Annotated in this window: 26 protein-coding genes; 8 read left to right on the top strand and 18 right to left on the bottom strand. The window is 60.5% G+C overall.

Annotated features, from left to right (window positions below):
* Positions 1-17: 17 nt before the first annotated feature.
* Positions 18-1,739 (bottom strand): histone deacetylase family protein, encoded by a 1,722-nt coding sequence (locus tag J2T55_RS06315; protein ID WP_259054890.1) that lies wholly within the window; start codon positions 1,737-1,739, stop codon positions 18-20.
* Positions 1,740-1,855: 116 nt separating this feature from the next.
* Here J2T55_RS06315 and J2T55_RS06310 point away from each other — a divergent pair, with 116 nt between their 5' ends.
* From J2T55_RS06310 to J2T55_RS06300, 3 genes are read left to right on the top strand one after another with little or no spacing between them, the layout of a single operon-like run.
* On the top strand, positions 1,856-2,581 hold the full coding sequence (locus tag J2T55_RS06310) for an SIMPL domain-containing protein (RefSeq protein WP_259054889.1): 726 nt from the start codon (positions 1,856-1,858) through the stop codon (positions 2,579-2,581).
* Positions 2,582-2,629: 48 nt separating this feature from the next.
* Complete coding sequence (gene mscL / locus J2T55_RS06305; protein WP_259054888.1) at positions 2,630-3,034, top strand: large-conductance mechanosensitive channel protein MscL; 405 nt, start codon at positions 2,630-2,632, stop codon at positions 3,032-3,034.
* Positions 3,035-3,036: 2 nt separating this feature from the next.
* On the top strand, positions 3,037-3,621 hold the full coding sequence (locus J2T55_RS06300; RefSeq protein WP_259054887.1) for a DNA-3-methyladenine glycosylase I: 585 nt from the start codon (positions 3,037-3,039) through the stop codon (positions 3,619-3,621).
* Here the strand turns inward: J2T55_RS06300 and J2T55_RS06295 are convergent, their stop codons facing one another.
* The 5 genes from J2T55_RS06295 to J2T55_RS06275 all read right to left on the bottom strand — a co-directional run bounded on the left by J2T55_RS06295 (position 3,622) and on the right by J2T55_RS06275 (position 9,567).
* On the bottom strand, positions 3,622-5,274 hold the full coding sequence (locus tag J2T55_RS06295) for a cation acetate symporter (RefSeq protein ID WP_259054885.1): 1,653 nt from the start codon (positions 5,272-5,274) through the stop codon (positions 3,622-3,624).
* A complete protein-coding gene (locus J2T55_RS06290; protein WP_259054884.1) occupies positions 5,271-5,606 on the bottom strand; it encodes a DUF485 domain-containing protein in 336 nt (111 codons plus the stop codon). The genes J2T55_RS06295 and J2T55_RS06290 overlap by 4 nt, the downstream gene beginning before the upstream one ends.
* Positions 5,607-6,010: 404 nt before the next feature.
* Positions 6,011-6,472 carry a DUF4168 domain-containing protein gene (locus J2T55_RS06285; protein WP_259054883.1) on the bottom strand — a complete coding sequence of 154 codons (462 nt, stop codon included), beginning with the start codon at positions 6,470-6,472 and terminating at the stop codon, positions 6,011-6,013.
* 176 nt (positions 6,473-6,648) lie between these two features.
* The gene (locus tag J2T55_RS06280) at positions 6,649-8,070 is read right to left on the bottom strand and encodes a sigma-54-dependent transcriptional regulator (RefSeq protein WP_259054882.1); all 1,422 of its coding nucleotides are present in this window, start codon (positions 8,068-8,070) and stop codon (positions 6,649-6,651) included.
* A 3-nt stretch (positions 8,071-8,073) separates the two neighbouring features.
* Positions 8,074-9,567, bottom strand: coding sequence for a sensor histidine kinase (locus J2T55_RS06275; protein WP_259054881.1), 1,494 nt, complete (start codon positions 9,565-9,567; stop codon positions 8,074-8,076).
* 236 nt (positions 9,568-9,803) lie between these two features.
* On the opposite strand from J2T55_RS06275, the gene J2T55_RS06270 reads away from it, so the two are divergent.
* Positions 9,804-10,163, top strand: a complete 360-nt coding sequence (locus tag J2T55_RS06270; protein ID WP_259054880.1) for a hypothetical protein — start codon at positions 9,804-9,806, stop codon at positions 10,161-10,163.
* A 4-nt stretch (positions 10,164-10,167) separates the two neighbouring features.
* Here the strand turns inward: J2T55_RS06270 and J2T55_RS06265 are convergent, their stop codons facing one another.
* Both J2T55_RS06265 and J2T55_RS06260 read right to left on the bottom strand, forming a co-directional pair.
* Positions 10,168-11,127, bottom strand: a complete 960-nt coding sequence (locus J2T55_RS06265; protein WP_259054878.1) for a PA2778 family cysteine peptidase — start codon at positions 11,125-11,127, stop codon at positions 10,168-10,170.
* Positions 11,128-11,147: 20 nt separating this feature from the next.
* Positions 11,148-11,558 (bottom strand): PA2779 family protein, encoded by a 411-nt coding sequence (locus J2T55_RS06260; protein ID WP_259054877.1) that lies wholly within the window; start codon positions 11,556-11,558, stop codon positions 11,148-11,150.
* Positions 11,559-11,765: 207 nt separating this feature from the next.
* On the opposite strand from J2T55_RS06260, the gene J2T55_RS06255 reads away from it, so the two are divergent.
* Together J2T55_RS06255 and J2T55_RS06250 are read left to right on the top strand one after the other, a co-directional pair.
* On the top strand, positions 11,766-12,509 hold the full coding sequence (locus J2T55_RS06255) for a rhomboid family intramembrane serine protease (RefSeq protein WP_259054876.1): 744 nt from the start codon (positions 11,766-11,768) through the stop codon (positions 12,507-12,509).
* A gap of 246 nt (positions 12,510-12,755) precedes the next feature.
* On the top strand, positions 12,756-14,858 hold the full coding sequence (locus J2T55_RS06250; RefSeq protein WP_259054875.1) for a TonB-dependent receptor family protein: 2,103 nt from the start codon (positions 12,756-12,758) through the stop codon (positions 14,856-14,858).
* 65 nt (positions 14,859-14,923) lie between these two features.
* Here the strand turns inward: J2T55_RS06250 and J2T55_RS06245 are convergent, their stop codons facing one another.
* From J2T55_RS06245 to gshB, 10 genes are all read right to left on the bottom strand, one after another.
* Positions 14,924-15,391: a hypothetical protein gene (locus J2T55_RS06245; RefSeq protein WP_259054874.1), complete on the bottom strand. Its 468-nt coding sequence runs from the start codon at positions 15,389-15,391 to the stop codon at positions 14,924-14,926.
* Between the two features lie 198 nt (positions 15,392-15,589).
* Entirely contained in the window at positions 15,590-15,664 is a 75-nt protein-coding gene (pqqA, locus tag J2T55_RS13230; RefSeq protein ID WP_407660055.1) for a pyrroloquinoline quinone precursor peptide PqqA, read from the bottom strand.
* 218 nt (positions 15,665-15,882) lie between these two features.
* Positions 15,883-16,794, bottom strand: a complete 912-nt coding sequence (locus tag J2T55_RS06240; protein WP_259054872.1) for a dihydroorotate dehydrogenase electron transfer subunit — start codon at positions 16,792-16,794, stop codon at positions 15,883-15,885.
* The gene (locus J2T55_RS06235; protein ID WP_259054871.1) at positions 16,791-18,077 is read right to left on the bottom strand and encodes a dihydroorotase; all 1,287 of its coding nucleotides are present in this window, start codon (positions 18,075-18,077) and stop codon (positions 16,791-16,793) included. Before J2T55_RS06235 ends, J2T55_RS06240 begins: the two co-directional genes overlap by 4 nt.
* A complete protein-coding gene (locus J2T55_RS06230) occupies positions 18,077-19,087 on the bottom strand; it encodes an aspartate carbamoyltransferase catalytic subunit (protein ID WP_259054870.1) in 1,011 nt (336 codons plus the stop codon). Before J2T55_RS06230 ends, J2T55_RS06235 begins: the two co-directional genes overlap by 1 nt.
* Before the next feature lie 9 nt (positions 19,088-19,096).
* Positions 19,097-19,609, bottom strand: a complete 513-nt coding sequence (gene pyrR / locus J2T55_RS06225) for a bifunctional pyr operon transcriptional regulator/uracil phosphoribosyltransferase PyrR (protein ID WP_259054869.1) — start codon at positions 19,607-19,609, stop codon at positions 19,097-19,099.
* A 3-nt stretch (positions 19,610-19,612) separates the two neighbouring features.
* The gene (ruvX, locus tag J2T55_RS06220) at positions 19,613-20,092 is read right to left on the bottom strand and encodes a Holliday junction resolvase RuvX (protein WP_259054865.1); all 480 of its coding nucleotides are present in this window, start codon (positions 20,090-20,092) and stop codon (positions 19,613-19,615) included.
* A 3-nt stretch (positions 20,093-20,095) separates the two neighbouring features.
* Positions 20,096-20,656, bottom strand: coding sequence for a YqgE/AlgH family protein (locus J2T55_RS06215; protein ID WP_259054864.1), 561 nt, complete (start codon positions 20,654-20,656; stop codon positions 20,096-20,098).
* Between the two features lie 48 nt (positions 20,657-20,704).
* A complete protein-coding gene (locus J2T55_RS06210) occupies positions 20,705-21,730 on the bottom strand; it encodes an energy transducer TonB (RefSeq protein ID WP_259054863.1) in 1,026 nt (341 codons plus the stop codon).
* Between the two features lie 120 nt (positions 21,731-21,850).
* Positions 21,851-22,795 carry a glutathione synthase gene (gene gshB, locus J2T55_RS06205; protein ID WP_259054862.1) on the bottom strand — a complete coding sequence of 315 codons (945 nt, stop codon included), beginning with the start codon at positions 22,793-22,795 and terminating at the stop codon, positions 21,851-21,853.
* 155 nt (positions 22,796-22,950) lie between these two features.
* Between gshB and hemC the strand changes: the two genes are divergently transcribed.
* Together hemC and J2T55_RS06195 are read left to right on the top strand one after the other, a co-directional pair.
* Positions 22,951-23,889 (top strand): hydroxymethylbilane synthase, encoded by a 939-nt coding sequence (hemC, locus tag J2T55_RS06200; RefSeq protein WP_259054861.1) that lies wholly within the window; start codon positions 22,951-22,953, stop codon positions 23,887-23,889.
* On the top strand, positions 23,873-24,652 hold the full coding sequence (locus J2T55_RS06195) for a uroporphyrinogen-III synthase (RefSeq protein WP_259054860.1): 780 nt from the start codon (positions 23,873-23,875) through the stop codon (positions 24,650-24,652). Before hemC ends, J2T55_RS06195 begins: the two co-directional genes overlap by 17 nt.
* The last annotated feature ends 38 nt before the right edge of the window (positions 24,653-24,690 follow it).

Here is a 24,690-nt window from a genome sequence, read left to right as displayed (position 1 = left end):
CGGGTTCAATAGCCAGGTTACCAGGTGCTGACCAGGCCACTGAAGAAGGCACGCGCACCCTGGCGCAGGTTATTCAGTGAATAGCCGCCTTCCTGAACGATGAGTGTCGGCAGGGCCATGCGGCCGATCAGTTCGCCGATGCGTTTGATGCCACCGGGGCTGAGGTCAAAATTGCCGGTCGGATCGCCGCGCATTGTGTCATAACCCAATGCCACGACCAGCCAGTCCGGTCGGTACTCACGAATACCCTGCAGGGCCTTGTTGAGTGCCTCGGTATAGGCATCATCTCCGATCAGATCGGCCAGTGGATAGTTGCGATTGAAGCCACGGCCGTCAGCCTGACCTTTTTCATCTGCGTAACCGGCAAAGTAAGGATAGTGATCGCGCGGCCGGCCGTGTAGCGACACGGTGAGTACATCGCTGCGCGAATAGAAAATATCCTGTTGCCCGTTACCGGCATGATAGTCGATGTCGAGAATGCAGACACGACCACGCGCAGACAGCAGTTGCGCAGCGATGGCGGCGTTGTTGAAGTAGCAGAAACCGCCATAGGCGCGGTGTTCGGCATGGTGGCCCGGTGGCCGGCACAGGGCATAGACAAACGGTTCGCCACCGATCAGCAGGCGCGTGCCAGTTGCGGCGCAGTCGACGGCCGCACGCGCGGAACGATAGGCCGCCAGCGACAGTGGCGTGAAAGTATCAATACAGTAATAGCCGGCCCGAATGGCCATTTCGCGTGGCCGGTTATTTGGCCGGCGGATCGGGAACACTTCCGGATATATGGTTTGGCCTGGTTGCAGATTGGCACTGGCGCGGCGCAGGTAGTTGACGTAGTCGACCGCGTGTACAGCCTTGATGACATCTTCACCGAAATGACGCGTTGGTTGCTCCTGCACCGGCAGATCCTTCAATGCCTGCAGTATGGCGCCCACACGTGCCGGCCGTTCGACATAGCCGCGCTGGCGTACATGATGGATGGCATGCTGACTGGGTACCAAGAGCTTGATCGGATTGAGCTTGCCGGCGGACACCGGTAGTGGCGGCTGGCTGCGGGCATAGCGGGCCGGCCGCAAGCGTACCGGATCATCGTTGACCGATTCGAGCATCGCGCGCATTAATGGGTCGTCATCGGCTTTTCGATAACGATAATGAAGTATTGCCCGCATGGCCTCGCGCAGGGTACGGCGGCGCAATAGCTGCTTGCGACCTAGCGCGTCATACGCCAGCCAGGGCGGATCGTAGCCGGGGTCTTGCGGCGGATTCTGCCAGTAGGTGCCGAGTATCGGTCGTACGCCGAAGGATTCGTAGAAACGCGCACGATCGCGATTCGCCTTTAGTCGCGCCGGCTCGCTGACCGCGTCGGGATCGTCCGGCGGAAATTCGAGTAATAATCCGACAGCACCGCGATGGTTAAGGTATTCGCGAACACTCTCGTAAAGCGCCCGCCCTATACCGCGCCGCGGGCGATCCGGATCGCTGCCAATATAATTCAGATAACCACAGCGTACGGCGGTGAAGTAGTAGAAATGGGCAAAGCCGATGACGTGCCCGTGGCTATCGGCTGCGGTCAGCAAAACCGGTTCGCAACCACTCTGCCGTACATCATTGATCTCGTGGACCAACTCTTCGGCATACTCGGCTTCACGAGGGAATACCCGACGAAACAGCTCCAGCACCTGCCCCAGGCGTTCACGTTCAGCATCGGTTCCCCGATCTACAATGCGATCAAAACGGATCATCGTTTTTTACAAGCCGTCTATACTGTCATGAGTCGGCAGTTGTCATGAACATGGACTCTTCCGATTATTAACCATTTAGCTTACTCTTTGCCTCAAGTATTGTCAGGAGATGATTGATGCAGCGCGATTATATACTCATGACAGGTTTGCTGGCACTGGCCATAGCGCTCGCCGGCTGGTTCATCGGTAATGGTTTCAAGGAGGGACGGGCCACCGACCGATATGTGACCGTCAAGGGTATTGCCGAGCGCGATGTGCAGGCAGATGTAGGCTTGTGGCCGTTGCGTTACGTGGCCGCTGATAACGATCTGGCTCAGGCCCAGGCGACGATCAATAAAAGTCGTGAAACGGTAATAGCATTCCTAACGCTGCAAGGTGTTCCAAAGGAATCAATTCAACTGGACCGCCTCGAGGTGACCGATGTGACGGCCAATGCCTGGCGTAGTGGTGATTATCAAAACCGGTTCATTATTGCGCAGACACTGATGGTACGCACTAATAAACCCGCGCTGATTGCAGCGGCCAGCCAGAATGTGAGTGATCTGGTCGAATCAGGCGTGATACTGAGCTATGAAGGTGCCATGCAGGGTGGGCCTACCTATCTGTTTACACAACTGAGTGATCTTAAGCCGGACATGATAGCTGAAGCGACAGCCAATGCGCGTACTGCGGCAGAACAGTTTGCCGAGGGCTCCGGCAGCCGGCTCGGCGGCATTCGCAGAGCGAATCAGGGCGTGTTTGTGATTCAGCCCCGCGATCGCGCGCCGGGCATTGATGAATCCAGCCAGATTGACAAGACCGTGCGCGTTGTTTCAACAGTTGATTACTATCTGAGTGATTAAAGTGTTTTAAACCACCGGGGTACTATCGGGTAGCAAGAGGAGAGTCTCATGTCCTTATTGACGGAGTTCAAGGCATTTGCGGTACGGGGTAATGTTATTGATATGGCTGTGGGTATTATCATTGGCGCTGCTTTCGGCAAGGTTGTTTCATCCTTTGTGAATGACCTGGTCATGCCGCCGATTGGCATTCTGATAGGTGGTGTGGATTTTGGTGATCTGGCCATCATCTTGAAGGCCGCCAGCGGTGATATCCCGGCCGTGGCAATCAAGTATGGTGCCTTCATTCAGACTTGCATTGATTTTATGATAGTGGCCGCAGCAATATTCATCGCCATCAAATTCATGAATGAACTCAAGCGCAAGGAAGAGCAGGTCACTGAAGCTGCAGCCGTGCCGCCGCCTCAGGAAGTATTGCTCAAGGAAATACGTGACTTGCTCAAGCAGCGCAGCTAGAGATGGTTCCAGCCGCGGTCAAGCGTTGCCCCTGGTGTGGTCAGGATGCTGACTATGTGGCTTATCACGATCATGAATGGGGTGTGCCGGTACATAATGATCGACGGTTGTTCGAAATCTTGATACTGGAAGGGGCGCAAGCAGGTTTGAGCTGGCTGACCATTCTCAGGAAGCGTCCGGCGTATCGCCGGGCATTTTATCAGTTCGATATGGAAACAATAGCGCGCTACAACAGCAGAAGCGTGCAGCGACTGATGGCGGATACCGGCATCGTGCGTAATCGTTTGAAGATCGAGTCAACTATAGATAACGCTCGTGCCGCGTTACGGATTATCGAGACTCACGACAGTCTTGATAGGTACCTGTGGCGCTTTGTCGACGGCCGACCGATTCGAAACCGCTGCAAATATCTGCGTCAGGTGCCGGCGAAGACCGCTGTATCCGACCAGATGAGCCGTGATTTGAAACAGCAGGGATTTCGTTTCGTCGGCTCAACCATCTGCTACGCCTTCATGCAGGCGGTCGGGATGGTGAACGATCATCTGACCAGCTGTTTCCGCTACAGCCAGCTCGATCCTGATAACTGATTAATGCTTGCTGGCCCCTTCAGCGCCAATACCGGTCTGCGAGCGCACATATTGCCAGTCAAAGGCCTGCTGTTCGTCCTGCGCACGGCGGCTGCGATCGAGTAGCGAAAACAGGGCAATGCTGATGAATGCGGCACTCATGGAAAACAGGGCCGGGTGCTTGTAGGGGAATATGGCCTCGTCATTGCCAAGGATATCTACCCAGATGGTTGGTCCGAGCAACATGCACAGCACCGCTGTGGCCAGACCGATAAAGCCGCCGACAGCGGCACCCCGTGTCGACAGGCGGCGCCAGTACATCGACAGAAACAGGATCGGGAAGTTGACGCTGGCGGCGATGGCGAATGCCAGCCCAACCATGTAGGCGACGTTCTGTTCCTGGAAGACGATACCCAAACCGATGGCAAGTATGCCTAGAATAATGGTTGCGATGCGCGAGACCCGCACCTCGTCACGTTCACTGACGCGACCATGCCGGAAGACACTGGCATAAAGATCGTGTGACAGCGCCGAGGCCCCCGACAGGGTCAGGCCGGAAACCACGGCCAGAATTGTGGCGAAGGCAACAGCCGAGATGAAACCGAGGAAAATGTCGCCACCGACCGCCTCGCCCAGGTGCACGGCGGCCATGTTGTTGCCACCCAGCAGATCACCTGCGGCGTCGCGGAATTCCGGGTTGGTGCCAACCAGAACGATGGCGCCAAAGCCAATGATGAAGGTCAGGATGTAGAAATAGCCGATAAAGCCGGTGGCGAAGAACACCGAACGGCGTGCCTCGCGGGCGTCGCCGACGGTAAAGAAGCGCATGAGGATATGCGGCAGGCCGGCGGTACCAAACATCAGTGCCAGTCCCAGTGAGATGGCCGAAATTGGATCCGAAACAAGACCGCCCGGTGCCATGATGTCGCGGCCACTGTCATGCACGCGTACCGCGTCGGCAAACAACGCCTCGGGTGAGAAGCCATAGTGTAGAAGAACCATGAAGGCCATGAAGGTTGCTCCGGAGAGCAGCAATACGGCCTTGATGAGCTGGACCCAGGTGGTGGCGATCATGCCGCCGAAAGTCACGTACAGGATCATGAGCAGGCCAACCAGGATCACGGCGACCGGATACGGCAGGCCGAACAACACCTGGATAAGCTGGCCGGCACCGACCATTTGCGCGATCAGATACAACAGGACGACGGCGAGCGTACCGCAGGCGGCGAGACTGCGGATCGGCAGTGCCTGCAGCCGATATGAGACAGCGTCGGCGAACGTGTATTTGCCCAGGTTACGCAGGCGTTCGGCCAGCAGAAACAGAATGATCGGCCAGCCAACGAGGAAGCCGATCGAGTAGATCAGGCCGTCGAAGCCGCTGGCAAAAACCAGCCCGGAAATACCGAGAAACGACGCCGCCGACATGAAATCGCCGGATATCGCCAGGCCGTTCTGCAGCCCGGTAATGCTGCCGCCGGCGGCATAAAAATCCTTGGTCGTGCGCGTGCGCCGGGCTGCCCACCAGGTGATACCCAGGGTAGCGAACACGAACAGTGCAAACATGGCGATGGCGGTATAGTTAACCGGCCGCGCACCTTCCAGTTCGGCGGCCAGGCCGCTACCCGCCGGCACCAGTAACAGCAGGGGCAAGAGCAGATGGGACGCGCGTATCATGACGGCTCCCGGAAATCGGGATTGCTCGCGCGGATGTCCCGTATCAGTGCCTCGCGTGCCGGATCGAACCGGGTATTGGCGCGATAGACATAGTAACCGGTCAGCAGAAAGCTGATCAGGATGACCAGGATGCCCAGCGGGATGCCCCAGCTGATGACGCTGCCAGCATGAATCGGTTGCGCAAACAGTTCGGGCGCGAAAGCGATGACCAGAATGAAACTGAAGTAAATGGCCAGCACGACACCGGTCAGCGACCAGCCGAGCCTGGCGCGTTCGGCCTCGAGGCGCTTGAATTCCGGATGATTGTGGATGGCACGGTAAAGATCCTGCATTACGTCCACTCCCGCGGCATTTTGTTTATTGTTGTCGGCCAAGTATTTCACGACAGCCGGCCGAGATGAAGTCCTGGCCCGGGCGATGGCCGGAGAATAAGCAATGGTCAGGCGGGAGTGCGGCTGCAGGTCATATAAGGTGATAAAGAGGGATTAACTTGGAAGTCACCTGGCTACGTGCGTTCAGGATATGGTAGAGCCTGACCTGGCGGTTTGTGCTCTACAGCATCGGCCTGATGGCCCATGACCGGGCCCATCGGGCCGATATTCGGATAAAAAAAAGGCCCCGCGGGGTGGACGGGGCCAAGGGGGCTGTACGGGACATGGGGGTGTGTCCCGTGGGAGAGATAGACTCTATTTACTAGGAGTACCTCAATACTGCTAAGTGCATAGCCGGCTCAGACTCAGTTGCTGCGAGCCTGGGCCATTTCCTCGATTTCCATACGCAGTTCCGGATCGCTGCTGATGGCGCCAACAACTTCGTTGTACTCGTTCACGCTCATGTCATTGCTTTCCACGATCTCGACCATTTCGGCCTGCGCTTCCTTCTGCAGTTCGCGAGCCTTGTCCTCGTTGCTCACGTCTTCCAGCTTCTTGGTGTACTTCTGCTGAACATCCTTGATTTCAACATAGGCACCGACGAATTTTTCCTTGGTCTGATCATCCAGGTCGACGCCGCCACCGGGCTGACCTGCGCCACCCTCGGCGGGGGCGTTCTCGGCCGGGGCGCCTTCCGTCGGCGGGCCCTGATCGGACGGCTGGGCACCGGCACCCTGCGCCTGGGCGCTAAGCGGCATACCGAAAACCAGTGCCAGGCAAGCCGGCAGGGCCAGATGTTTGTAGTAGTTCAGCATCATATCTTTCATGACTTGCTCCTCTTGTTGGCGTCATTGAGATGTTCGCTTAAATAGAAGCAACCACTATGCCAACAGCCAGATATATTTATAAGCTATTGAAAACAATATTAATATCAATAAATCATGGCGGGTCACGAAGCATCCATGGCTGTGTCATACAGGCACATGTGCGCCCGGGCACGCCATCAGTCGTATTCCGGCACAGACTCGTTTTCCAGCCGCCGGTATAGCGTGCGCCGGCCGATACCGAGCAATTCCGCTGCCCGGCGCTTGTTGCCGTCGAGCTGATCCAGCACATACTGGATGTAGCGCTGTTCCAGTTCTTCCAGCGTCGGCAACTCGTTACCCTTCAGCAGCTGGTGGCCGCCGTCGCCGACATTATCCTCCAGTGACTGGTTGCGGGCCTGGCCGGCCTGGCTGGCACGCAGACGTTCCGGCAGATCGTCGACATCGATTTCCTCTTTCTGACAGAAGGTGACCGCACGTTCGATGGCGTTTGAAAGTTCGCGCACGTTGCCGGGAAAGCTGTAGCCTTTCAGGCGCTCGAGTGCCGCCGGGCGAATGCCGTGTATCTGTTTGCGCAGGTGCGCGTTGAAGCGGTTAATGAAGTGCGCGGTCAGCAGTTCGATATCGTCGCCGCGATCGCGCAGTGCGGGCACCTTGAGCGTAAAGGTTTCGAGGCGGTAATAGAGGTCCTCGCGAAAGCGCTTTTCACTGACTTCCTGTTCCAGCGAGCGGTTGGTTGCCGCAATGATGCGCACGTCAACGGCGACCTCGCGGTTCGCGCCGACCGGCCGTATCTGACCGTCCTGCAGGATACGCAGCAGTTTCGACTGCATCTCCAGGGGCATCTCGCCGATTTCGTCGAGCAGCAGGGTGCCGCCGTCGGCCTCGGCGAACAGGCCCTTGCGGGCCTTTTGCGCGCCGGTGAAGGCCCCGGCGACGTGGCCGAACAATTCGCTTTCCAGCAGTTCCGGCGGTATACCGGCACAGTTGACGGCGACAAAGGGTTTGTCGGCACGCTCGCTTTCCTTGTGTACCGCCTGCGCAACCAGCTCCTTGCCGGTACCGCTTTCGCCGATGATCAGGACCGGTCCGGCCGCACGGGCGATCTGGCGGATATTGTCGACCAGTTTGTGTATCGGTTCGCTGCGCCCGACCATGCCGTGAAAGCCTTCCTCGGCCAATAACTTGCGGTAGTGGCGGACTTCATCCTGCAGGCGCTTGGTCTGGATCACACGCTCGGCACTGAGGCGCAGATGATCGAGTTTCAACGGCTTGGTAAGAAAGTCGTCTGCCCCCTGTTTCAATGCATCGACGGCCTGCTCGACAGTGCCAAAGGCGGTGATGATGATGAAGCCGGGCGGTGAGGCCAGCTGCTTGCTCTTGAGCAGCAGTTCGATGCCATCCGCGCCGGGCAGTCGCAAGTCACTCAAGACCAGCGTGACCGGGTGTTGCTGCAGATGTGACCAGGCGCTTTCGGCATCCATGACGCTGCTAACCTGGTAGCCGGCGTCGCCGAGTTCCTCTTCAAGCAGGCTCCGCAAGGCTTCGTCGTCCTCGACGATTAGTATGTTCGCGGTCTGTTTATCGCCGTCGTCTGACATGACTCATACCACCTCGTGTTCCGCAGCATTCTCGCTGCCGATATATTCGTTCAGATAGATGCAAAAGCGTGCCCCGCCAAGATCGGGGCTGGTGTCCACTTCGATACGACCGTTGTGATCATTGACTGCTGCATGCACCACGGCCAGACCGAGGCCGGTACCCTCGCCCACGGGCTTGGTCGTATAAAACGGCTCGAACAGTCGTGACATGTGTTCACTGTCGATACCCGGGCCGTCATCCTCGACGGTGAAAACAACCGTCTCATCGGTACTTGTCCATTGCACCCTGACCCTGCTGCTCGCCGCCTGGATGGCGTTGCGCAGCAGGTTGCCAAGCGCCTGTTCAATGCGCATTGAATCCACGGCGACCTGCGGACCCGGGTTGTCGCCGAGTAACTCGATGTCGACGGCACCGGATTCAATATCGCGCTGACACTGATCGCGTACCGAGTGGACCAGTGTGGCGGCCCGTACCGGTCGTTGCTGGAGCGGATTGCGCCGGCCGAAGTCCATCAGCTGGTGGATGATTTTTTCCATGCGCTGTACCTCGCCGCGCATTTGCTCGATGGCCTGGCGCTGGCGCTCATGCAGATCGTCGCGCCGCAGTAGCCGCTGCGCATTGCCATCGATGGTGCTCAGGGGCGTGCCCAGTTCGTGAGCGACGCCGGAGGCCAGCCGGCCGATGGCCGCCAGCTTTTCCGATTGCTGCAGGCGCAGGCGCAATTCGAGCTCGCGTTCACGCTGCTGCTCGATCTGCTGCTGCGAGGCATGAATGCGATCGAGCATCTTGTTGATACCGTGGCTCAGGGTGCTGAGTTCTGCCGGCCCTTCCTCGGGGACGCGTAATTCGCTTTCGCCGGCACCAATACGCGCCATGCTGTTTTCCATGCTGCGCAGGTAGCGACCGATGGCACCGTAATGACCGAAGAACACGATGAGTGTCAGCACCAGGGCGGTAATGCCCAGCCCCATGAGGACCTCCATGCGTACTTCGTTGACGTAGGTCTGGAAATCACTGCCGCGACGGGTGACCTGGAGCAGCCCGCTGATACGGCCGCCGCTGTCGGTAAGCGGCAGGAAGTACGAGAAGATCTGCTGGCCGCCGGCCTCGTCGTACTCGCTTTGCAGGCCGCCGGTGGAAGCGATTTCGGCGGCGCGATCGCTCGGTACCTGCGCATCGCGCGTGCCGCTGGCCGCGATCTGCTTGCCGTTTTCGTCATAAACATAAACGCCGTAGACGCGGTCGATGTGAAACGCCGAGGCCAGTGCCTGCTCGATGCCGCCAATGCGACCGCGCTCGAGAGCATGACTCAGCGGCAGGCGGATGGCACGGGCAATCAGCTCGATGTCTTCCTGCATGCGTTTTTCGACCTGCTGCTCCAGTTGCTGCAGGCTGTAATAACCGCCGACCCCCATCAGCAGCACGAACGGGATGAGGACGAATAACAGTAGCGCGGTGCGCAGCGTATAGCGTTGTAGCAGGGCAGGTGGTCGCAAAACGGGTTTCCGTCAGGTCAGGTTGGTAGCATTAAATCTTGAAAAAGTGATACATGTGCCATAATTACACATATGACGACGCCGCCACCGGCGAGTTCCGGCGCTAAGGTACTGATCGTTAAGTGCTGATTTTGTCTGTAAAAATGGCATGTTTATTGATTGCCTTTACGCAGTACTACCGTAATGCCCTGGAGGCTTTGTTAAACTGTATGCAAATATTCGTCCGGAAGAAGTTTATGCGTTGGTTACTGACCCTCGCCTTATTGTGGTCAGCCTCGGCGGTGCAGGCGGAAGACGCCAGCTCCTGTCTCGATGTCTCGGAGAACAATGTCGAGGAATTGAATACCGAATACGGCATGACGACGGCAGAATGGACCGCCCATATCGATAACAGCTGCGATGCCGCCTATGACGGCACGCTGACGGTCAAGTTTGTGGATGAGGAAGGGGAAGTACTGCACGAGGCGCTGGAAGTTGTGATCCTGGAGCAGCGCGCCAGCCAGGATGCCCGCCGCCGCATTACCCTGCCCGCCGACAGTTTCAAGAAGCTGGCCCGCATTCAGGTCGATGTGAAGGAACGCAAGCGGCCGACCTGAGTTATTAATTGCCCGTGCCGGTTTCGATCTCTGCCAGTGTCTGCCGGTAACGTTCAGCTTCGTCGCCGGCAAATTCAACCGCCCGCCGGGCCGCTGCTACCGCGGCCTCATGTTGACCGACCTGCAGCAGGCTGTAGGCCAGGTTATTCCAGGCCGGGGCGTATTCCGGTTTGATGTCCAGTGCGGCGCGAAAGCTTTCGATGGCGCGATCATGCTGTTCAAGCTGATAGCTGGTATTACCAAGTCCCATCCAGGCGGTGACGTTCTCCGGCCAGCGCTCGCTGAGCGCCTGGTAGGCCTGGCGGGCGGCCGACGAATGGCCGGCACGCTCGAGTCCGGCGGCGCCGCTGAGTATGGCCGCTGCATCGGCGCGTTGCGGCAAGCGGTCGGGCGGCGTGACCGTGATGGCCCAGTTGTCGGCCCGCTGCCAGGTGCGGCTGAAGCTGTTCAGATCGGTGACGTGATCGGCTTGAGTGCCCGAGTGCAGTGTCAGCGTGTCCTGCTCGAGGTCGTAGCCGGTGGCCACGGCGAAATGCCATTGCGGCCAGAACGACAGGCCCAGGTTCTGGAACACCAGCACCGGATGGCCGGCCTCAATCTCTGCCAGCAAGTCCCGCAGCGAGGCGACCTTTACCGCCAGTACACCGTTGCGCCGGGCGCCGGATAGCAGATCGCTGGGCAGGGTGCCGTCGCGGCCCGGGGTATAGACCTGGTCGGCGACTTCGGCCTGACTCGTGTCGACGCCGGCCCAGTTCAGGGTCATGGCGAGCGCCGCGGGACCGCAATAAAGGACCTCCTGGGCAATGAAGGGGACATCATCGACGCTGGCCCGGGGCGGCAAATCACCGGGTTGCTGTTCAATAGCGCGGTATTGCGGCGTGGCACAGGCCGCCAGTAATAACAGTAAACCGGCGGCAGACGCGGCGCGCAACGTCGCTCTGCCGCCGGTTACCTTGAGCCGCATGAGCGGATTATAACGCAGTGCTAGCGGGCACAACGCGTGAAGTCAAAGACGTTGGTCAGGCACAGAATGTCGGTCAGCAACAGAACCAGAAAGACCAGCACGATGGCACCGACGACCGAGCCAAAGCCTTCACCGGCGGGGAGCTGATCGAGTTTGCCAGCCATCTGCTGGACTTCGCTGTCGGACATGACGGCGACACGGCTCTTGGCCTCGTCCGGATCCACGCCCAGTGACTGCATCTCGGCCTGGACCTCATCGCGTTCGATAAAGTTGATGATCTTTTCGCGATCGGCGTTGATGTTCTGCTCGGCGATGATTTCATCCGTGCCGACCATCTTGGCCTGAGCAACACTGGCCGAAAACATGCTGAACAGCATCAGGACCGCTAGCGGCATTGCCAGAATTTTCTGTAGTTTTCTGATTAGGCTCATGTTATTCCCTCGATGGTTGTTATGGTGAGAGAAACCCGCCCCGGCAATTCGCTCACTATACCAGCGGGCGGGTATCATCGGAGATCATACTTTTCAGACTTGTTCTGATATGTGCGCTACTACTCAGATTTTAAATCCAGAATATGAGTTCCACCCTGAAATCAGTCTTTTGGCGCAAGTTTCTACCGATCAAGGCCGCGCATATCCATGTTTCCGCTGAGTGATGAAAACCCGGTCGTCCGGCCACCAATCGTGACGGTCAGTTTGATCACGCTCAATACCCTGGCCTGGATATTCCTGCAGGGCTGGGGACACGAGGCCTTTCTGCTGCGCTCGATTTGTCAGTATGGCCTTATCCCGGCCGAGCTGATGGGCCAGCAGGCGCCGGGCACTGTCGTGCCACTGGGTCAGCAGGCCGGCTGCACGCTCGGCGATGGTGGTGGGGTGACCTTGTTTACGTCAATGTTTATGCACGGCAGCTGGCTGCACATCATAGGCAACATGTGGTTCCTGTGGGTATTCGGCGATAACGTCGAGGATGCCATGGGCGCCGTGCGGTTCTTCATCTTCTACCTGCTGTGCGGCCTTGCTGCTGCTGCCGCCCAGGTTTTTACCAATCCGGCCAGTAGCATTCCGATGGTCGGTGCTTCCGGTGCCATTGGCGGTGTCATGGGGGCCTACGCCCGGCTCTACCCGTTGGCGCGAATCAACACGCTTATCTTTCTTGGATTCTACATTACGACGATTGCCGTACCGGCCTGGCTCATGCTCGGCTACTGGTTTGGCCTGCAGATCCTCAGCGGGCTGCCGAGCCTGGGTGATTCAGCCGGTGGCGTGGCGTTCTGGGCGCACGTCGGCGGTTTCGTCGCTGGCCTCGTATTAATCGGCCCCATGCACAAGCCGGCCCATCTTGCCGAGCAGCGGCGCAGACAATCCCGGCGTCGACGCTGAATTGCTCGTCTATAACCAGTACCATGCAGCATAACAACCAGTACGGCGACAGTATATCGGCCGGTCGCAGCAGGCCTATTGCCAGAATGCGCCTGAAATAAAGGCGTATTGGGCGGTTCGCATCAAAGCGGTACATTTCCTGCTTGTTTTTCTGTCAATTAAAGATATAACAACGATAAAACCTGAGGTCACACACCGTCGCGTGATGGGGCTGTTCGTAAAAACATTTGCAAGAGAGGGGTAAAGATGAAAATTCACCGTCATGGTTTAACCGGTGCCGGGGTGGCGCTGGTAATGAGCGGCCTGCCACTGGCACTGTCGGCCCAGACCGATAGCGAGACCGAGCAACTCGACGAGGTTACCGTTACATCGCCGCGCGTCGAGACACCCATCAACAAGGTGCCCTACGCCATCGACCTGGTCGGCAAGGACGATATCCAGCGCGGCACCCAGCAACTCGGCCTGGACGAATCCCTTACCAAGATCCCGGGTGTGTTCATGCTGAATCGCTACAACTTCGCCCAGGATCTGCGCATCGCCATTCGCGGTTTCGGGGCACGCGCGGATTTCGGTATTCGTGGTATCAAGATCATTGTCGATGGCATACCGCAGACCCTGCCGGACGGGCAAGGTAATATCGATACCATCGACTTGGCCTCGGCTGAGCGCATCGAGGTAATACGCGGTCCGTCATCATCGCTGTACGGCGCCTCCTCGGGCGGTGTCATCAATATCATATCGGAGGAGGGACCAGCGGATCCGTTTGTCGAAGGTCGCTATTCCTATGGCAGCTATGGTTTTCACAAGTACAACCTGAAAACGGGCGGTCAGAAGGGTGATCTCAATTACCTGTTCAATATCGGCCGCTACGAGATTGACGGTTACCGCGATCATTCCGAGACCGAAAGCATCATCGGCAACGCCAAACTTGTGTACGACATAGATGAGACATCTGATCTGACCACGATCATCAACTTCTCTGACTCGCCCCGCGCCAATGATCCGGGCGGACTGACGATTGAAGAAGTGCGCGAGGATCGCAAGCAAGCCAGGGATCGTGCGGATCTGTTGAATACCGGTGAGAGTAAGGAAGAGCAGCGCCTTGGTTTTGTCTATCGCAAGGATCTGGCGCCACAGCATGAAATAAAGCTGCGCAACTACTACGTGTTCACGGACTTCGATAACAGCCTGCCGTTCGGTCCGGGTGTCGGCGCAGGCACGGGAGGGCAGGTTGCATTCGATCGTTTCTTTGTTGGGGGTGGTGCGCAGTATACTTTCAAGGGCGCGAACAATCGTTTCACAACCGGTTTTGATATCGAGTCCCAGCAAGATGATCGTCAGAACTTCAACAATCTGTTGGGCGGTCAACGTGGCGCCCTGGTGTTGGACCAGGAGGAAGATGTCAGCAGTATCGGTCTATTTGCACAGAACGAACAGTATCTGACCGACACCATCACGCTGACGACCGGCATCCGCTACGACAAGGTCGAATTCGATGTCGATGACAAGTTTCTGTCTGATGGCGATGATTCCGGCAAGGTTGACTACGAGGAGGTCAGTCCGCTGGTTGGACTGCTCTGGTCGCCGATTCGTAATTTCAACATCTACGGTAACGTCTCACGCTCGTTTGAAACGCCGTCCACCACCGAGTTCAGTAACGTTGCCGGTTCGGGTGGTTTTAATACCAGTCTGAATGCACAGACGGCCACCAATTATGAAATCGGCATCAAGGGGGCAGTGCCGCAGTGGCATGGCTTTACCTATAATGCTGCTGTATTCCGTATCGATGGTGAGGATGAGCTGGTTGTCGACGACGTCGATCAGAACCTGTTCAATAATGCTGGCGAGACCACCCGGGAAGGCTTTGAATTGGCGTTAAGCGTGCAGCCCACGGCCAATCTGACGGCTTCACTTGCCTATACATACTCCGATTTCAAGTACGATACTTTCAGGCCGGAAATATCAACCGGGTTCACTACGCCGCCCGTGCAGGCCAATTTTGATGGTAATCGTTTGCCCGGGATCCCCAAGCACTTTGGCCAGATTGAACTGGCTTATGAACATCCGTCAGGCTTTTATGGAGTCTGGGATACGCTGCTGGTTGGCGAATTATTTACGGACGATACCAATAACACGGAAGTTGCCGGCTACGGCGTTTCCAACCTGCGCGCCGGTTATTCGACCCGTGTGGGAGACACGCAGATTGAGCCCTTCATAGGTATCAACAATATCTTCGATAAGGAATATTTCTCTAATATTCGAATCAACGATACGTCGAGTCGTTTCTACGAACCGGCCCCGGAAATCAACGCCTACGCGGGTATCAGCATCCGGCATGATTTCCTGTAACAAGTATTAACCGGCAAAACCAAAGGCCCGCATTCGCGGGCCTTTTTATTTCGGATTACCGGGTTTTACGAACGGGTCACCCAGGCGCCGTCCGGCTGGCGGCAGGCGGTGCCCTCGACCTCGGTTGGCCGGCCATCGATATAGGCGTCGACCACGTAGGGCCGGCATGGGCCGGATGCGGTCTCGTAGGCCGGTTGCGGGGTCACGCTGTAGGCGGCACCCGAATCCGGATTGCGCCAGCGGGTTTCGGAATAGGACGGGCTGGTTTCCAGTGCCCGGCTGATCTTCATGCGGTCGACTTCGTCCATGCTACGGCCGACCGAGCCGCCGATCATGGCGCCGGCCAGTGTGCCGACGGCGACGCCGACCAGTTGGCCGCTACCACTGCCGACGGTGGAACCGGCCCAGCCGCCGAGACCGGCGCCGGCGAGCGTGCCAATGCCTTCCTTGTTCATGCCGTGGCCGGCACAACCGGCCAGCGTTACCAGTGCCGCGGCGATCAGCGCGTGGCGGATTGTCTTGTGAATCTGCATGACAGCCTCCTATGTAACAACGGTTCGATACCGTGAAGCGCCGGGAGAACCCGGCTGTTACTGTTATTTATAGGCGCCAACCTTGCACGGAGGATGGAAATAACGCGCAAGGATTGTGGCTGTCGGCGGGCGGCGCGATCGAGTGGCCATTAAAAAACCCCGCCGGGGCGGGGTTTTTATCACAACCAAGCAAGAGACTTACTTGTTGTTGATGTACATCGTCACTTCGAAACCAAAGCGGATGTCGTTATAAGACGGGGTTGCCCATTTCATGATAATCACTCCTGTTCTGAGATTTGTATGTCTACGCTTTAATCAGCGTCTGTCTTGAATAATGCAGTTCCCGTGCCATGTCGGCACCATGCATTAATTACCTTTATATTCAGTAAGTTATATTTTAATTAGCGAGCTGCCATGGTGGGCTGGTTACGACCACATGGTTACTGGAAACCAGCAGTCTGGTTGTAGCCAGCCATTTACCCCGGCCGGGTTCAGCCGGCTTGCGGAAACACCTGGCGGGCGTCAAACACCGGGCCGTCGACGCAGATGCGCTTCATCGCCGGGCCGGTCTCGGTTTCCACGCGCACGTTGCAGCCGGCGCAACCGCCGACCGCGCAGGCCATGTGTTCTTCCAGCGACACCTGGCAGGGCAGATCGTATTCCGCCGTCAGCTGCGCGACCGCCTTCAGCATCGGCGTCGGGCCGCAGGCGAAGACCTCGACCTCGCCATGCTGGCGCGGCTCCATACTGTCCAGCCACAGCCGTGCCAGATCGGTGACGAAGCCCTGGTGGCAGCCGGGAAAATCCTGCTGGCTGCACAGGCGGCTGGGTATGTGCCAGTCTTCCAGCAGTGGCATGCCGGCGATCACCTCGGCCGGCAGACCGGGCACCAGGATCTGCGACGGTCGTGCCTTGAACGGGAACGGCACTTCCGAACCGAGGATGACCAGCGGCTGGTTATCCGTTGCCTGGCGGCGGATATGTTCGGCGAGAAAGATCATCGGTGGCATGCCGACGCCGCCGCCGATCAGCAGCGGCCGGCGGCGATAGCCGTCGAGCTTGAACGGGGTACCGATCGGGCCGATGAGATCAACCAGCTCGTCGATGCGGCGCTCGCTCAGCAGGCGCGTGCCCTCGCCGTGCGCCTTGTAGAGGATCTCGATCCAGCCGGCTTTCGGGTTGGCGCGCATGATCGACATCGGCCGGCGCATGAGCAGGGTCGGATGTACCTGCATGTGCACGAACGAGCCGGGCTGCGCGTGGGCGGCGATTTCCGGTGCCTGCAGGCGAATGATGTGCTGGTCACCGGCGAAGGCCTCGTGCAGCAGGATCGGCGCCTGCTCCGGGAAAATGGTATCGCGCGTTGCCGGATGCGCGGCGGCGTGCCGGGAATGTTCGTTCATGCGGAGTGCGATTCGTCAGCGTGGGTGAATTTGCCGCGGCGCATTGTATACCGAACCCGGCCCTTGAGGGTGTGGCCGGCGAACGGCGTGTTGCGACCGGCGCTCAGACCCTGGTCCGCCGTGACTTCAACCGGGGCCAGCGGATCGACGACGCAGATATCGGCGCTGCGGCCGACCGTCAGCGTGCCGGCGGCCAGATCGAGGATGCGCGCCGGCTGGCTAGTTACGGCCGCGATTAGGCGCGGCAGTTCGAGCCCGGCGTGGCCGGCGAGCTGTAGCGTCAGCGGCAGCCATTGCTCCAGCGTCGCCGCGCCCGGTTCGGTGGCGACGAACGGGCCGGCCTTGGCGTCGGCATCGTGCGGCTGGTGATCCGAACAGATGGCAGTCACGCCGCCGTCGGCCAGACCCGCGCGCAGCGCGTCGCGGTTGGCGGCATCGCGCAGCGGCGGCAGCAGATGACAGTCGGGATTGGCGTCCAGCAGGTTGTCGGCGGTCAGGTGCAGGTAGCAGATACCGACGTCGGCGGTTACGGCCAGGCCGCGTTCGCGTGCCGCCTGGATCAGTTCCAGGCCGCGCGCCGTGGTGACACGGCAGATGTGCAGACTGACGCCGGTCTGCTCGGCCAGCAGCAGCGCGCGGCTGATGGCCACCGTTTCCGCGGTTTCCGGGATGCCGGGCAGACCCAGGCGCGTACTGACCGCGCCCTCGTGGGCGACGCCGCCGGCGCGCAGCGCGGCGTCCTCGGCGTCGTAAAAGACTTTCAGTTCGCAGCTGGCGGCGTATTCGAACGCGCGGCGCAGCACCTGGCTGTTCGCGATCGGTCGCAGCGCGTTGCCGACGCCGACGCAGCCGGCGGCCTTGAGAGTGTCCATTTCCGCCAGCGTTTCCCCGGCCAGGCCTTTGGTCAGTGCGCCGAGGGTGTAGACGCCGACCAGGCCAAGCTGGCGGCTGCGGCGCTGGATCATGTCGACCACCGCCGGCGTGTCGATCACCGGGTCGGTGTCCGGCGGCATGCACAGCGTGGTTACGCCGCCGGCGGCGGCGGCACGCAGCTCGCTGCCGATGGTTGCCTTGTGTTCGGCGCCGGGTTCGCGCAACCGCGTGCTCAGGTCGACCAGTCCCGGCACGACCAGGCAGCCATCGGCGTCGATGGTGCGGTCCGGCTGGAAGTCGTTCATGGAGCCGACGGCGGCGATGCGACCGTCACTGATGTAAACGTCGGCGGTTTTATCGATGTCGTTGGCCGGGTCGATGACGCGGCCATTGCGGATCAGAATGCGCATCAGCCAGCGTCCTCGTCGGCGGTATTCTCGCCGCCCTGGCGGCCGAGTGTCATCGCCATGACGGCCATGCGGATGGCGATGCCGTGGCTGACCTGCTGCAGGATCACCGAGTGGCGACCGTCGGCGATCTGCGAGTCGATTTCGACCCCGCGGTTGATGGGCCCCGGGTGCATGACGATGGCGTCGGGTTTTGCCACCGCCAGTCGCGCCTCGGTCAGGCCGTAGCGGCGGAAGTACTCGTGTTCGCTGGGAATGTAGGCGCCGGCCATGCGCTCGCGCTGCAGGCGCAGCATCATCACCACGTCGACGTCGCGCAGGCCCTGGTCGAGGTCATGAAAGACCTCGACGCCGAGTTGCTCCACGCCGGCCGGGATGAGCGTCCGCGGACCGACTACGCGCAGGGTTTTCACGCCTAACGCCTTGAGGGCGTGGATCTCGGAGCGGGCAACGCGCGAGTGGGCGATGTCACCGACAATGGCCACGGTCAGCTGGCTGAAATCCGGCTTGTGCTGGCGGATGGTGAATACATCCAGCATCGCCTGGGTCGGATGCGCGTGGCTGCCGTCGCCGGCATTGATGACGCTGACGTGCGGCGCAACCTGGCGGGCAATGTAATGCGCGGCGCCGCTTTGCGCGTGACGCACGACGAACATGTCACAGTGCATGGCCTCGAGCGTGTGCAGCGTATCGGCCAGCGTCTCGCCCTTCTTGGTCGCCGAGGCTTCGATGTTCAGATTCAGCACGTCGGCTGACAGGCGTTTGGCGGCCAGTTCGAAGGTCGTGCGCGTGCGCGTACTCGGCTCGAAGAACAGGTTCATGATGGTCTTGCCGCGCAGCAGCGGCACCTTTTTCACCGGCCGCTCGCCGACGCCCGCGAATGTCTCGGCGTAGTCGAGGATCTGGGTGAGCTGATCGCGGCTCAGGCCTTCGGTGGTCAGGAAATGACGGAGGCGACCCTGGGCATCGAGCTGGCTGTTGTTGTCGGGGTCGTGTTGTTGCGGCGTCGTCATGCAGTCTGTTTATTGACCAGTGCCTTTTGTAACCAGGACCAGGGGCTCCGGGCCAAGGAGTTTAACATGTTCGCCCTGGGCCGGGGTGATGGTCTGGCCGATGATGTCCGCCTGGATCGGCAGCTCGCGACCGCCGCGCTCGACCAGCACCGCGAGCGTGACACTGGCCGGGCGACCGTAGTCGAATATCTCGTTCAGGGCGGCGCGTATCGTGCGGCCGGTGTAGAGCACGTCGTCGACCAGAACAATGTGCCGGTCTTCCACCGGAAACGGCAGGTTCGACGGCTTCACCCGCGGATGCATGCCGATGCGGCTGAAATCGTCGCGGTAGAAGGTGATGTTGATCTCGCCGAGCGGTGTTGTTGTGCCCAGTCGTTCATGCAATGCCTGCGCGATCCAGACGCCGCCGCTGTGGATGCCGATCAGAGCGACATCGTCACGGCCGCTGGCGGTCAGGAGCGCGCGCAGGCGCTGCGTCATGTCATCGAGGGTGGCCTCAATGTCGATTGCGCTGTCGGTCATGCCTTAGCTCTTGTCGGTGTTGGCGTGGCTGCGCTGGTGCGATACCGCGGTCTGCGCCGCCGTACCATCGGCGTTTTCCTGCAGCCAGGTTTCGAGAATGATCCGGGCTGCTTCCGGATCGACATCATAACTGCTTTGCAGGTGATCGCGCGCGGCGCGCGTGGTCAGGCGTTCGTCGACGCCGTGAACCGGCAGATGATAACGACCCTCGAGCTTGCGGGCGAAGGCGCGGGCGCGATCGGTCAGCGGTTGTGTGTCACCGGTCATGGTCAGCGGGATGCCGACGATCAGCGCCTGTGGCTGCCATTCATCGATGAGCCGGCTGATCGCCGCCCAGTCGGGTTTCTGTTGCGTCATCCGCACCGTGGTCAGGGCATTGGCGCTGCCGGTCAGCGTCTGGCCGACGGCGACACCGATGCGCTTGTCGCCAAAATCGAAGCCGAGCAAGGTCCGGGCGTCGGGTTGCGCGCGGTCGGCCGGCACGGTTCAGGCGTGGCCGACGTCCGACGACAGCATCTGGATGTCGACGCCAAGCATTTTCGCCGCCGCAGCCCAGCGTTCCTCGCAGGCGGTGGTGAAGATGATGTCGGTTTCGGCCGGGCCACTGAGCCAGGCGTTGTCGGCGATCTCCTTTTCCAGCTGACCGGCGGCCCAGCCGGCGTAGCCGAGCGTGATCAGCGCCGAACGCGGCCCTTCACCATGGGCGATGGCCTCGAGTATGTCGCGCGACGTGGTCACGCTGATTTGCTCGCTGATCTGGATCGATGACTCCCAGTGCTTGTCCGGCGTGTGCAGGATAAAACCGCGATCGGTCTGGACCGGCCCGCCCTGGTAGACGGTGGTCTGCCCGATCGCTGCGCTGGCCGGGGTCAGATCCATCTGTGACAGCACCTCGTTGAGGCTGAAATCCAGCGGCCGGTTGATGACGATGCCCATGGCGCCATCGTCATTGTGCGCGCAGATAAAGGTCACCGTGTGCTGGAAATTCGGGTCCGCCAGGCTCGGCATGGCGATGAGAAAATGGCTGGTGAGATTCGTTGACTGCATGCTATCCAGTATCGGGGCTTGGCCGACAAACTACAAGGTATACCGCGGTCAACGGAAGCGATTGCCCTGCATGAACTGCCACGTCCGCGTGATGTGCAGAATGTCGGTGTCTTTGCGGATGTTGTCCGGAAACGGTGCGAACGGCGCTGCCAGCTCGACGATGCGGATGGCGGCATCGTCAAGCAGCTTGGTGCCGGACGACCGGCGGATGGTGATCTCGTCGACCGAGCCGTCCGGTTTCAGGGCGACATCCAGGATCAGGCTGCCGGTCAGGCCGCGCTTGCGTGCTTCTTCCGGGTAATTCAGGTTGCCGATGCGCTCGACCTTGGTGCGCCAGGCTTCCATGTACGAGGCGTACTTGTATTCCTTGGTGCTGGCGGAAATGAACGTGCGCTTCGGCCGTTCGGCGCGCGCTTTCATCTTGCGCTGGATCTCGGCGTTCAGCGACGCCATCTCCAGGCTCTTGTTGACCAGTTCGGAGGCGCTCGGTGTCGGTTGTTCCGGTTCGTCGGGCACCTCGGCGACTTCCGCTTCCGGTTTGCTCGGTTCCGGCGGCTGTTCCGACTCCGTCGGTTGCTGCGGTTCCGGCTCGGGATCGGTCTGCTGCGGCTCCGGTGGTTGCTTGATCTCGGCGGGGGCTTCAGTCTCTACCGCCACCTGCTCGACGGGTTCGGGCGGTTCGGGTGCCGGCGCCGGTTCGGGCACTTTTTCGGGCGCCGGTGGCACCTCCGGCTCGGGCAGTGGCTCGACCTGCGCCGGCGGCGGTGGCGTCACCCGGGCGATCGGTTCCGGAAACGGCGCCGGTATCGGCGTCGCCGGGCGCTCGCTTTCCTCGCTTTCGCCGCCGCCCTCGAGGTTGGCCTGGGCCAGCATTTGCGCCTCGTCCGGCGCCTCGCTTTCCTTTTGCACCAGGATAACGTCCATGGGATCGAACTGCGGCGAGGACTTGTCCTGCGGCGCGAAGGTCACGCCGAGGATGACCACCGCATGAACGATGATCGCCAGGCACAGCGTCAACGCGAGCCGATCGGTCGGCGTGACCGGTGGCGGTGTCGGTTGGTTGGTCGGCGTCACGGGTTTGGCAGGTGATACAGCATCTGGTGAAGGATTATACCGTCGACACAGGCCGAGATCAGGGCGCCGAGTGGCCCGCGCTGGCATGCTGCGGGACAGATCGCGGATAGCCGGGTGCTATCAGCTGTTGCGCAGTGCCTGGAGGCGATCCAGCAACTGGCCGGCGATGTCGAGATCATAGTATTGATCCAGTTCGCGAATACAGGTCGGACTCGTGACGTTGATCTCGGTCAGACGATCTCCGATGACATCGAGACCGGCAAAATAGATGCCGTGTTCCTTTAATAACGGACGTACCTGGTCACAGATCCAGCGATCGCTGGTGCTCAGTTCGACGCCGCGGCTGCTGCCACCGGCGGCGAGGTTGGCGCGTGCCTCGCCACCACTGGCCAGGCGCGCCAGCGCGTACGGTACCGGTTCGCCGTCGATCACCAGAATGCGCTTGTCGCCTTCCCGTATCGCCGGCAGGTAAGTCTGGGCGATGGCGTAACGCGTGCCGCGTGCGGTAACGGTTTCGATGATCACACCGGTGTTGGCATCGCCGCTTTGCAGCCGGAACACCGCGTGGCCACCCATGCCGTCCGGCGGTTTGACGATGATGTCACGGTGCTGGTCGAGAAACGCGCGAATCCGTTGCGCATCCTGGGTGACCAGCGTTGGCGGTACACACTGCGGTACATGCAGAGTAAACAGTTTCTCGTTGGCATCGCGCAGACCGCGCGGCCGGTTCACCACCAGCAGGCCATCGCGCTCGGCCTGCTCGAGAATGTAGCTGGCCAGCTGGTACTGGCTGTCGAACGGCGGATCCTTGCGCATCAATAGGATGTCGAGTGCGCGCAGTTCGATGGTTTGCGCAGCGCCGAGTTGATACCAGTCATGCGTATTATCGTCGACGCGCACCGGGCGACTGCTTGCGCAGGCGGTACCGTCGAGCAGGTACAGATCGGCCAGCTCCATGTAATGAATTTCCCAGCCGCGCGCCTGTGCCGCGAGCAGCATGGCGAAGCTGCTGTCCTTGGCCGGCTTGATGCCGCCTATCGGGTCCATGACGATGCCGAGTTTCATAACTATTCCCTGGGGCTGTTCCGTGGGTCATTTATGACGAATGCAGTCTGCGCATTCTAGCAGCTTGGCGTGCCACTCAGGGTTTTGCCGGTGCGTTCAATCAGTCCGGCAGGCGTGTATCATGAAACGCACGTTGAATTACCGAAGTCGTTGCCATGAAAGATCAGCATTTACGCATCGCCACCCGCAAAAGCCCGCTGGCGTTGTGGCAGGCCAACCATGTCGCCGATCAGCTCAGGCGTCAGCACCCCGGTCTCAAGGTCAGTCTGCTGGAGATGACCACGGCCGGCGATCGCTTTCTTGATGGACCGCTGTCGGCAGCCGGTGGCAAGGGACTGTTCATCAAGGAACTGGAACAGAGTCTGATCGACGGCCGCGCCGATATGGCAGTGCACTCGATGAAGGACGTCACCATCGATCTGCCGGATGGCCTGGCCATCAGTGTACTGCTGCGGCGCGAGGACCCGCGCGATGCATTGGTTGCGCCGCCCGGAACGACGCTGGCGGGCTTGCCGGCCGGTGCCCGCGTCGGCACCTCGAGCCTGCGCCGGCAGTCGCAGCTGCGCGGCCTGCGGCCGGATATCGAGGTTACCGATCTGCGCGGTAACGTCGGTACCCGCCTTGCCAAGCTCGATCGCGGTGAATACGACGCCATCATGCTGGCGGCTGCCGGCGTCAAGCGCCTCGAGCTGAGCGATCGCGTCAGCGAGTACATCGCCGCCGATACCATGCTGCCGGCGGTGGGCCAGGGCGTGATCGGGGTCGAAACGCGGCGCAATGATCCGGTTGTCACGTCGTTGATCGAATCGCTCAACGATCCCGGCGCCGAGATCTGCCTGGCGGCCGAGCGCGCCATCAGCCGGCGGCTGTACGGCGGTTGCATGCTGCCGATCGCCGGTCATGCTGTACTCGACGCCGATCAAATCCATGTCCAGGGGCTGGTCGCGCGGGTTGATGGCAGCGAGATACTGCGCGCCAGCCACAGTGGTCCGGCGGCCGACGCCGAACCCGTCGGCCTGGCGGTGGCCGACGACCTGCTGGCTCAGGGTGCCGATCGCATACTCGCCGAACTGGTTGATGACGTCGCGCGCTGACATCTGGGTCACGCGGCCGGCAGCGCAGGCAACCAACCTGCTCGCGGCGCTGGAAGCGGCAGGCTGGTCGGCCGTGGCGGTGCCGACACTGGCGATCGTTGCCGCGGCAGACAGCGACGCGCTGCAACGCCAGGCGCGCGGGCAATTGGCGGCGGCCAATGCGGCCGTGTTTATAAGCCGGAATGCGGTAGACTGGCTGTGGCGGGTTCTTGGCGATGACGCCGCCGCGCTGCTGGCCGGCAAACGGCTCCTGGCCGTGGGGCCGGGCACGGCGGCGACGTTGCGCGAACGCGGATTTAATGATGTGGTAATGCCTGATGCCGGCGCCGATAGCGAGGCCTTGCTGGCACGGTCGGAACTGGCGACACCGGCCGGCGAGAATATCGTGATTGTGCGCGGCCGCGGCGGCCGCGAGAAGCTGGCGACAACGCTGCGCGAACGCGGTGCGCAGGTCGACTATCTGGAAGTCTACGTGCGCCAGCATGACGAAACGACGCAGGCGCGCCTGCCGCAACTGTGGCGCGAGCAGCCGCCGGCGGCGATTGTTGTCAGCAGCCGCGCCGGGCTCGACGCCTTGCGGGCGATGACGCCGGCCGAATGGCAGCCGCGTCTGCGGGCCACGCCGCTCATCTGTCTGGGTGAGCGCCTGGCCGCAACGACAGCGGCGCTGGGGTTTCGTCATTGTCAGGCGGTAGCCGCCGGCGGTGGCGATGCCGGCATCGTGGCGGCACTGCGGCAAAGTCTGGCGGTCGGCCACGAATAGACGCCAGCGCCCGCATGATCTGATTCAAGCGAGAGAGA

The sequence above is a fragment of the Methylohalomonas lacus genome (genome assembly GCF_024808875.1).
GTDB lineage: Bacteria > Pseudomonadota > Gammaproteobacteria > Methylohalomonadales > Methylohalomonadaceae > Methylohalomonas > Methylohalomonas lacus.
This window is presented reverse-complemented; position numbering and strand designations above follow the sequence as displayed.

Coding starts and splice junctions, on each gene's coding strand:
- J2T55_RS06235 (WP_259054871.1), bottom strand. CDS start 18,077: ATGCGCATTCTGATCCGCAATGGCCGCGTCATCGACCCGGCCAACGAC.
- J2T55_RS06285 (WP_259054883.1), bottom strand. CDS start 6,472: ATGAAAGATATGATGCTGAACTACTACAAACATCTGGCCCTGCCGGCT.
- J2T55_RS06270 (WP_259054880.1), top strand. CDS start 9,804: ATGCGTTGGTTACTGACCCTCGCCTTATTGTGGTCAGCCTCGGCGGTG.
- J2T55_RS06290 (WP_259054884.1), bottom strand. CDS start 5,606: ATGCAGGATCTTTACCGTGCCATCCACAATCATCCGGAATTCAAGCGC.
- J2T55_RS06265 (WP_259054878.1), bottom strand. CDS start 11,127: ATGCGGCTCAAGGTAACCGGCGGCAGAGCGACGTTGCGCGCCGCGTCT.
- J2T55_RS06250 (WP_259054875.1), top strand. CDS start 12,756: ATGAAAATTCACCGTCATGGTTTAACCGGTGCCGGGGTGGCGCTGGTA.
- J2T55_RS06260 (WP_259054877.1), bottom strand. CDS start 11,558: ATGAGCCTAATCAGAAAACTACAGAAAATTCTGGCAATGCCGCTAGCG.
- J2T55_RS06245 (WP_259054874.1), bottom strand. CDS start 15,391: ATGCAGATTCACAAGACAATCCGCCACGCGCTGATCGCCGCGGCACTG.
- J2T55_RS06240 (WP_259054872.1), bottom strand. CDS start 16,794: ATGAACGAACATTCCCGGCACGCCGCCGCGCATCCGGCAACGCGCGAT.
- J2T55_RS06215 (WP_259054864.1), bottom strand. CDS start 20,656: ATGCAGTCAACGAATCTCACCAGCCATTTTCTCATCGCCATGCCGAGC.
- J2T55_RS06280 (WP_259054882.1), bottom strand. CDS start 8,070: ATGTCAGACGACGGCGATAAACAGACCGCGAACATACTAATCGTCGAG.
- J2T55_RS06295 (WP_259054885.1), bottom strand. CDS start 5,274: ATGATACGCGCGTCCCATCTGCTCTTGCCCCTGCTGTTACTGGTGCCG.
- J2T55_RS06255 (WP_259054876.1), top strand. CDS start 11,766: ATGTTTCCGCTGAGTGATGAAAACCCGGTCGTCCGGCCACCAATCGTG.
- J2T55_RS06300 (WP_259054887.1), top strand. CDS start 3,037: ATGGTTCCAGCCGCGGTCAAGCGTTGCCCCTGGTGTGGTCAGGATGCT.
- pyrR (WP_259054869.1), bottom strand. CDS start 19,609: ATGACCGACAGCGCAATCGACATTGAGGCCACCCTCGATGACATGACG.
- mscL (WP_259054888.1), top strand. CDS start 2,630: ATGTCCTTATTGACGGAGTTCAAGGCATTTGCGGTACGGGGTAATGTT.
- hemC (WP_259054861.1), top strand. CDS start 22,951: ATGAAAGATCAGCATTTACGCATCGCCACCCGCAAAAGCCCGCTGGCG.
- J2T55_RS06230 (WP_259054870.1), bottom strand. CDS start 19,087: ATGACGACGCCGCAACAACACGACCCCGACAACAACAGCCAGCTCGAT.
- gshB (WP_259054862.1), bottom strand. CDS start 22,795: ATGAAACTCGGCATCGTCATGGACCCGATAGGCGGCATCAAGCCGGCC.
- J2T55_RS06315 (WP_259054890.1), bottom strand. CDS start 1,739: ATGATCCGTTTTGATCGCATTGTAGATCGGGGAACCGATGCTGAACGT.
- J2T55_RS06195 (WP_259054860.1), top strand. CDS start 23,873: ATGACGTCGCGCGCTGACATCTGGGTCACGCGGCCGGCAGCGCAGGCA.
- J2T55_RS06310 (WP_259054889.1), top strand. CDS start 1,856: ATGCAGCGCGATTATATACTCATGACAGGTTTGCTGGCACTGGCCATA.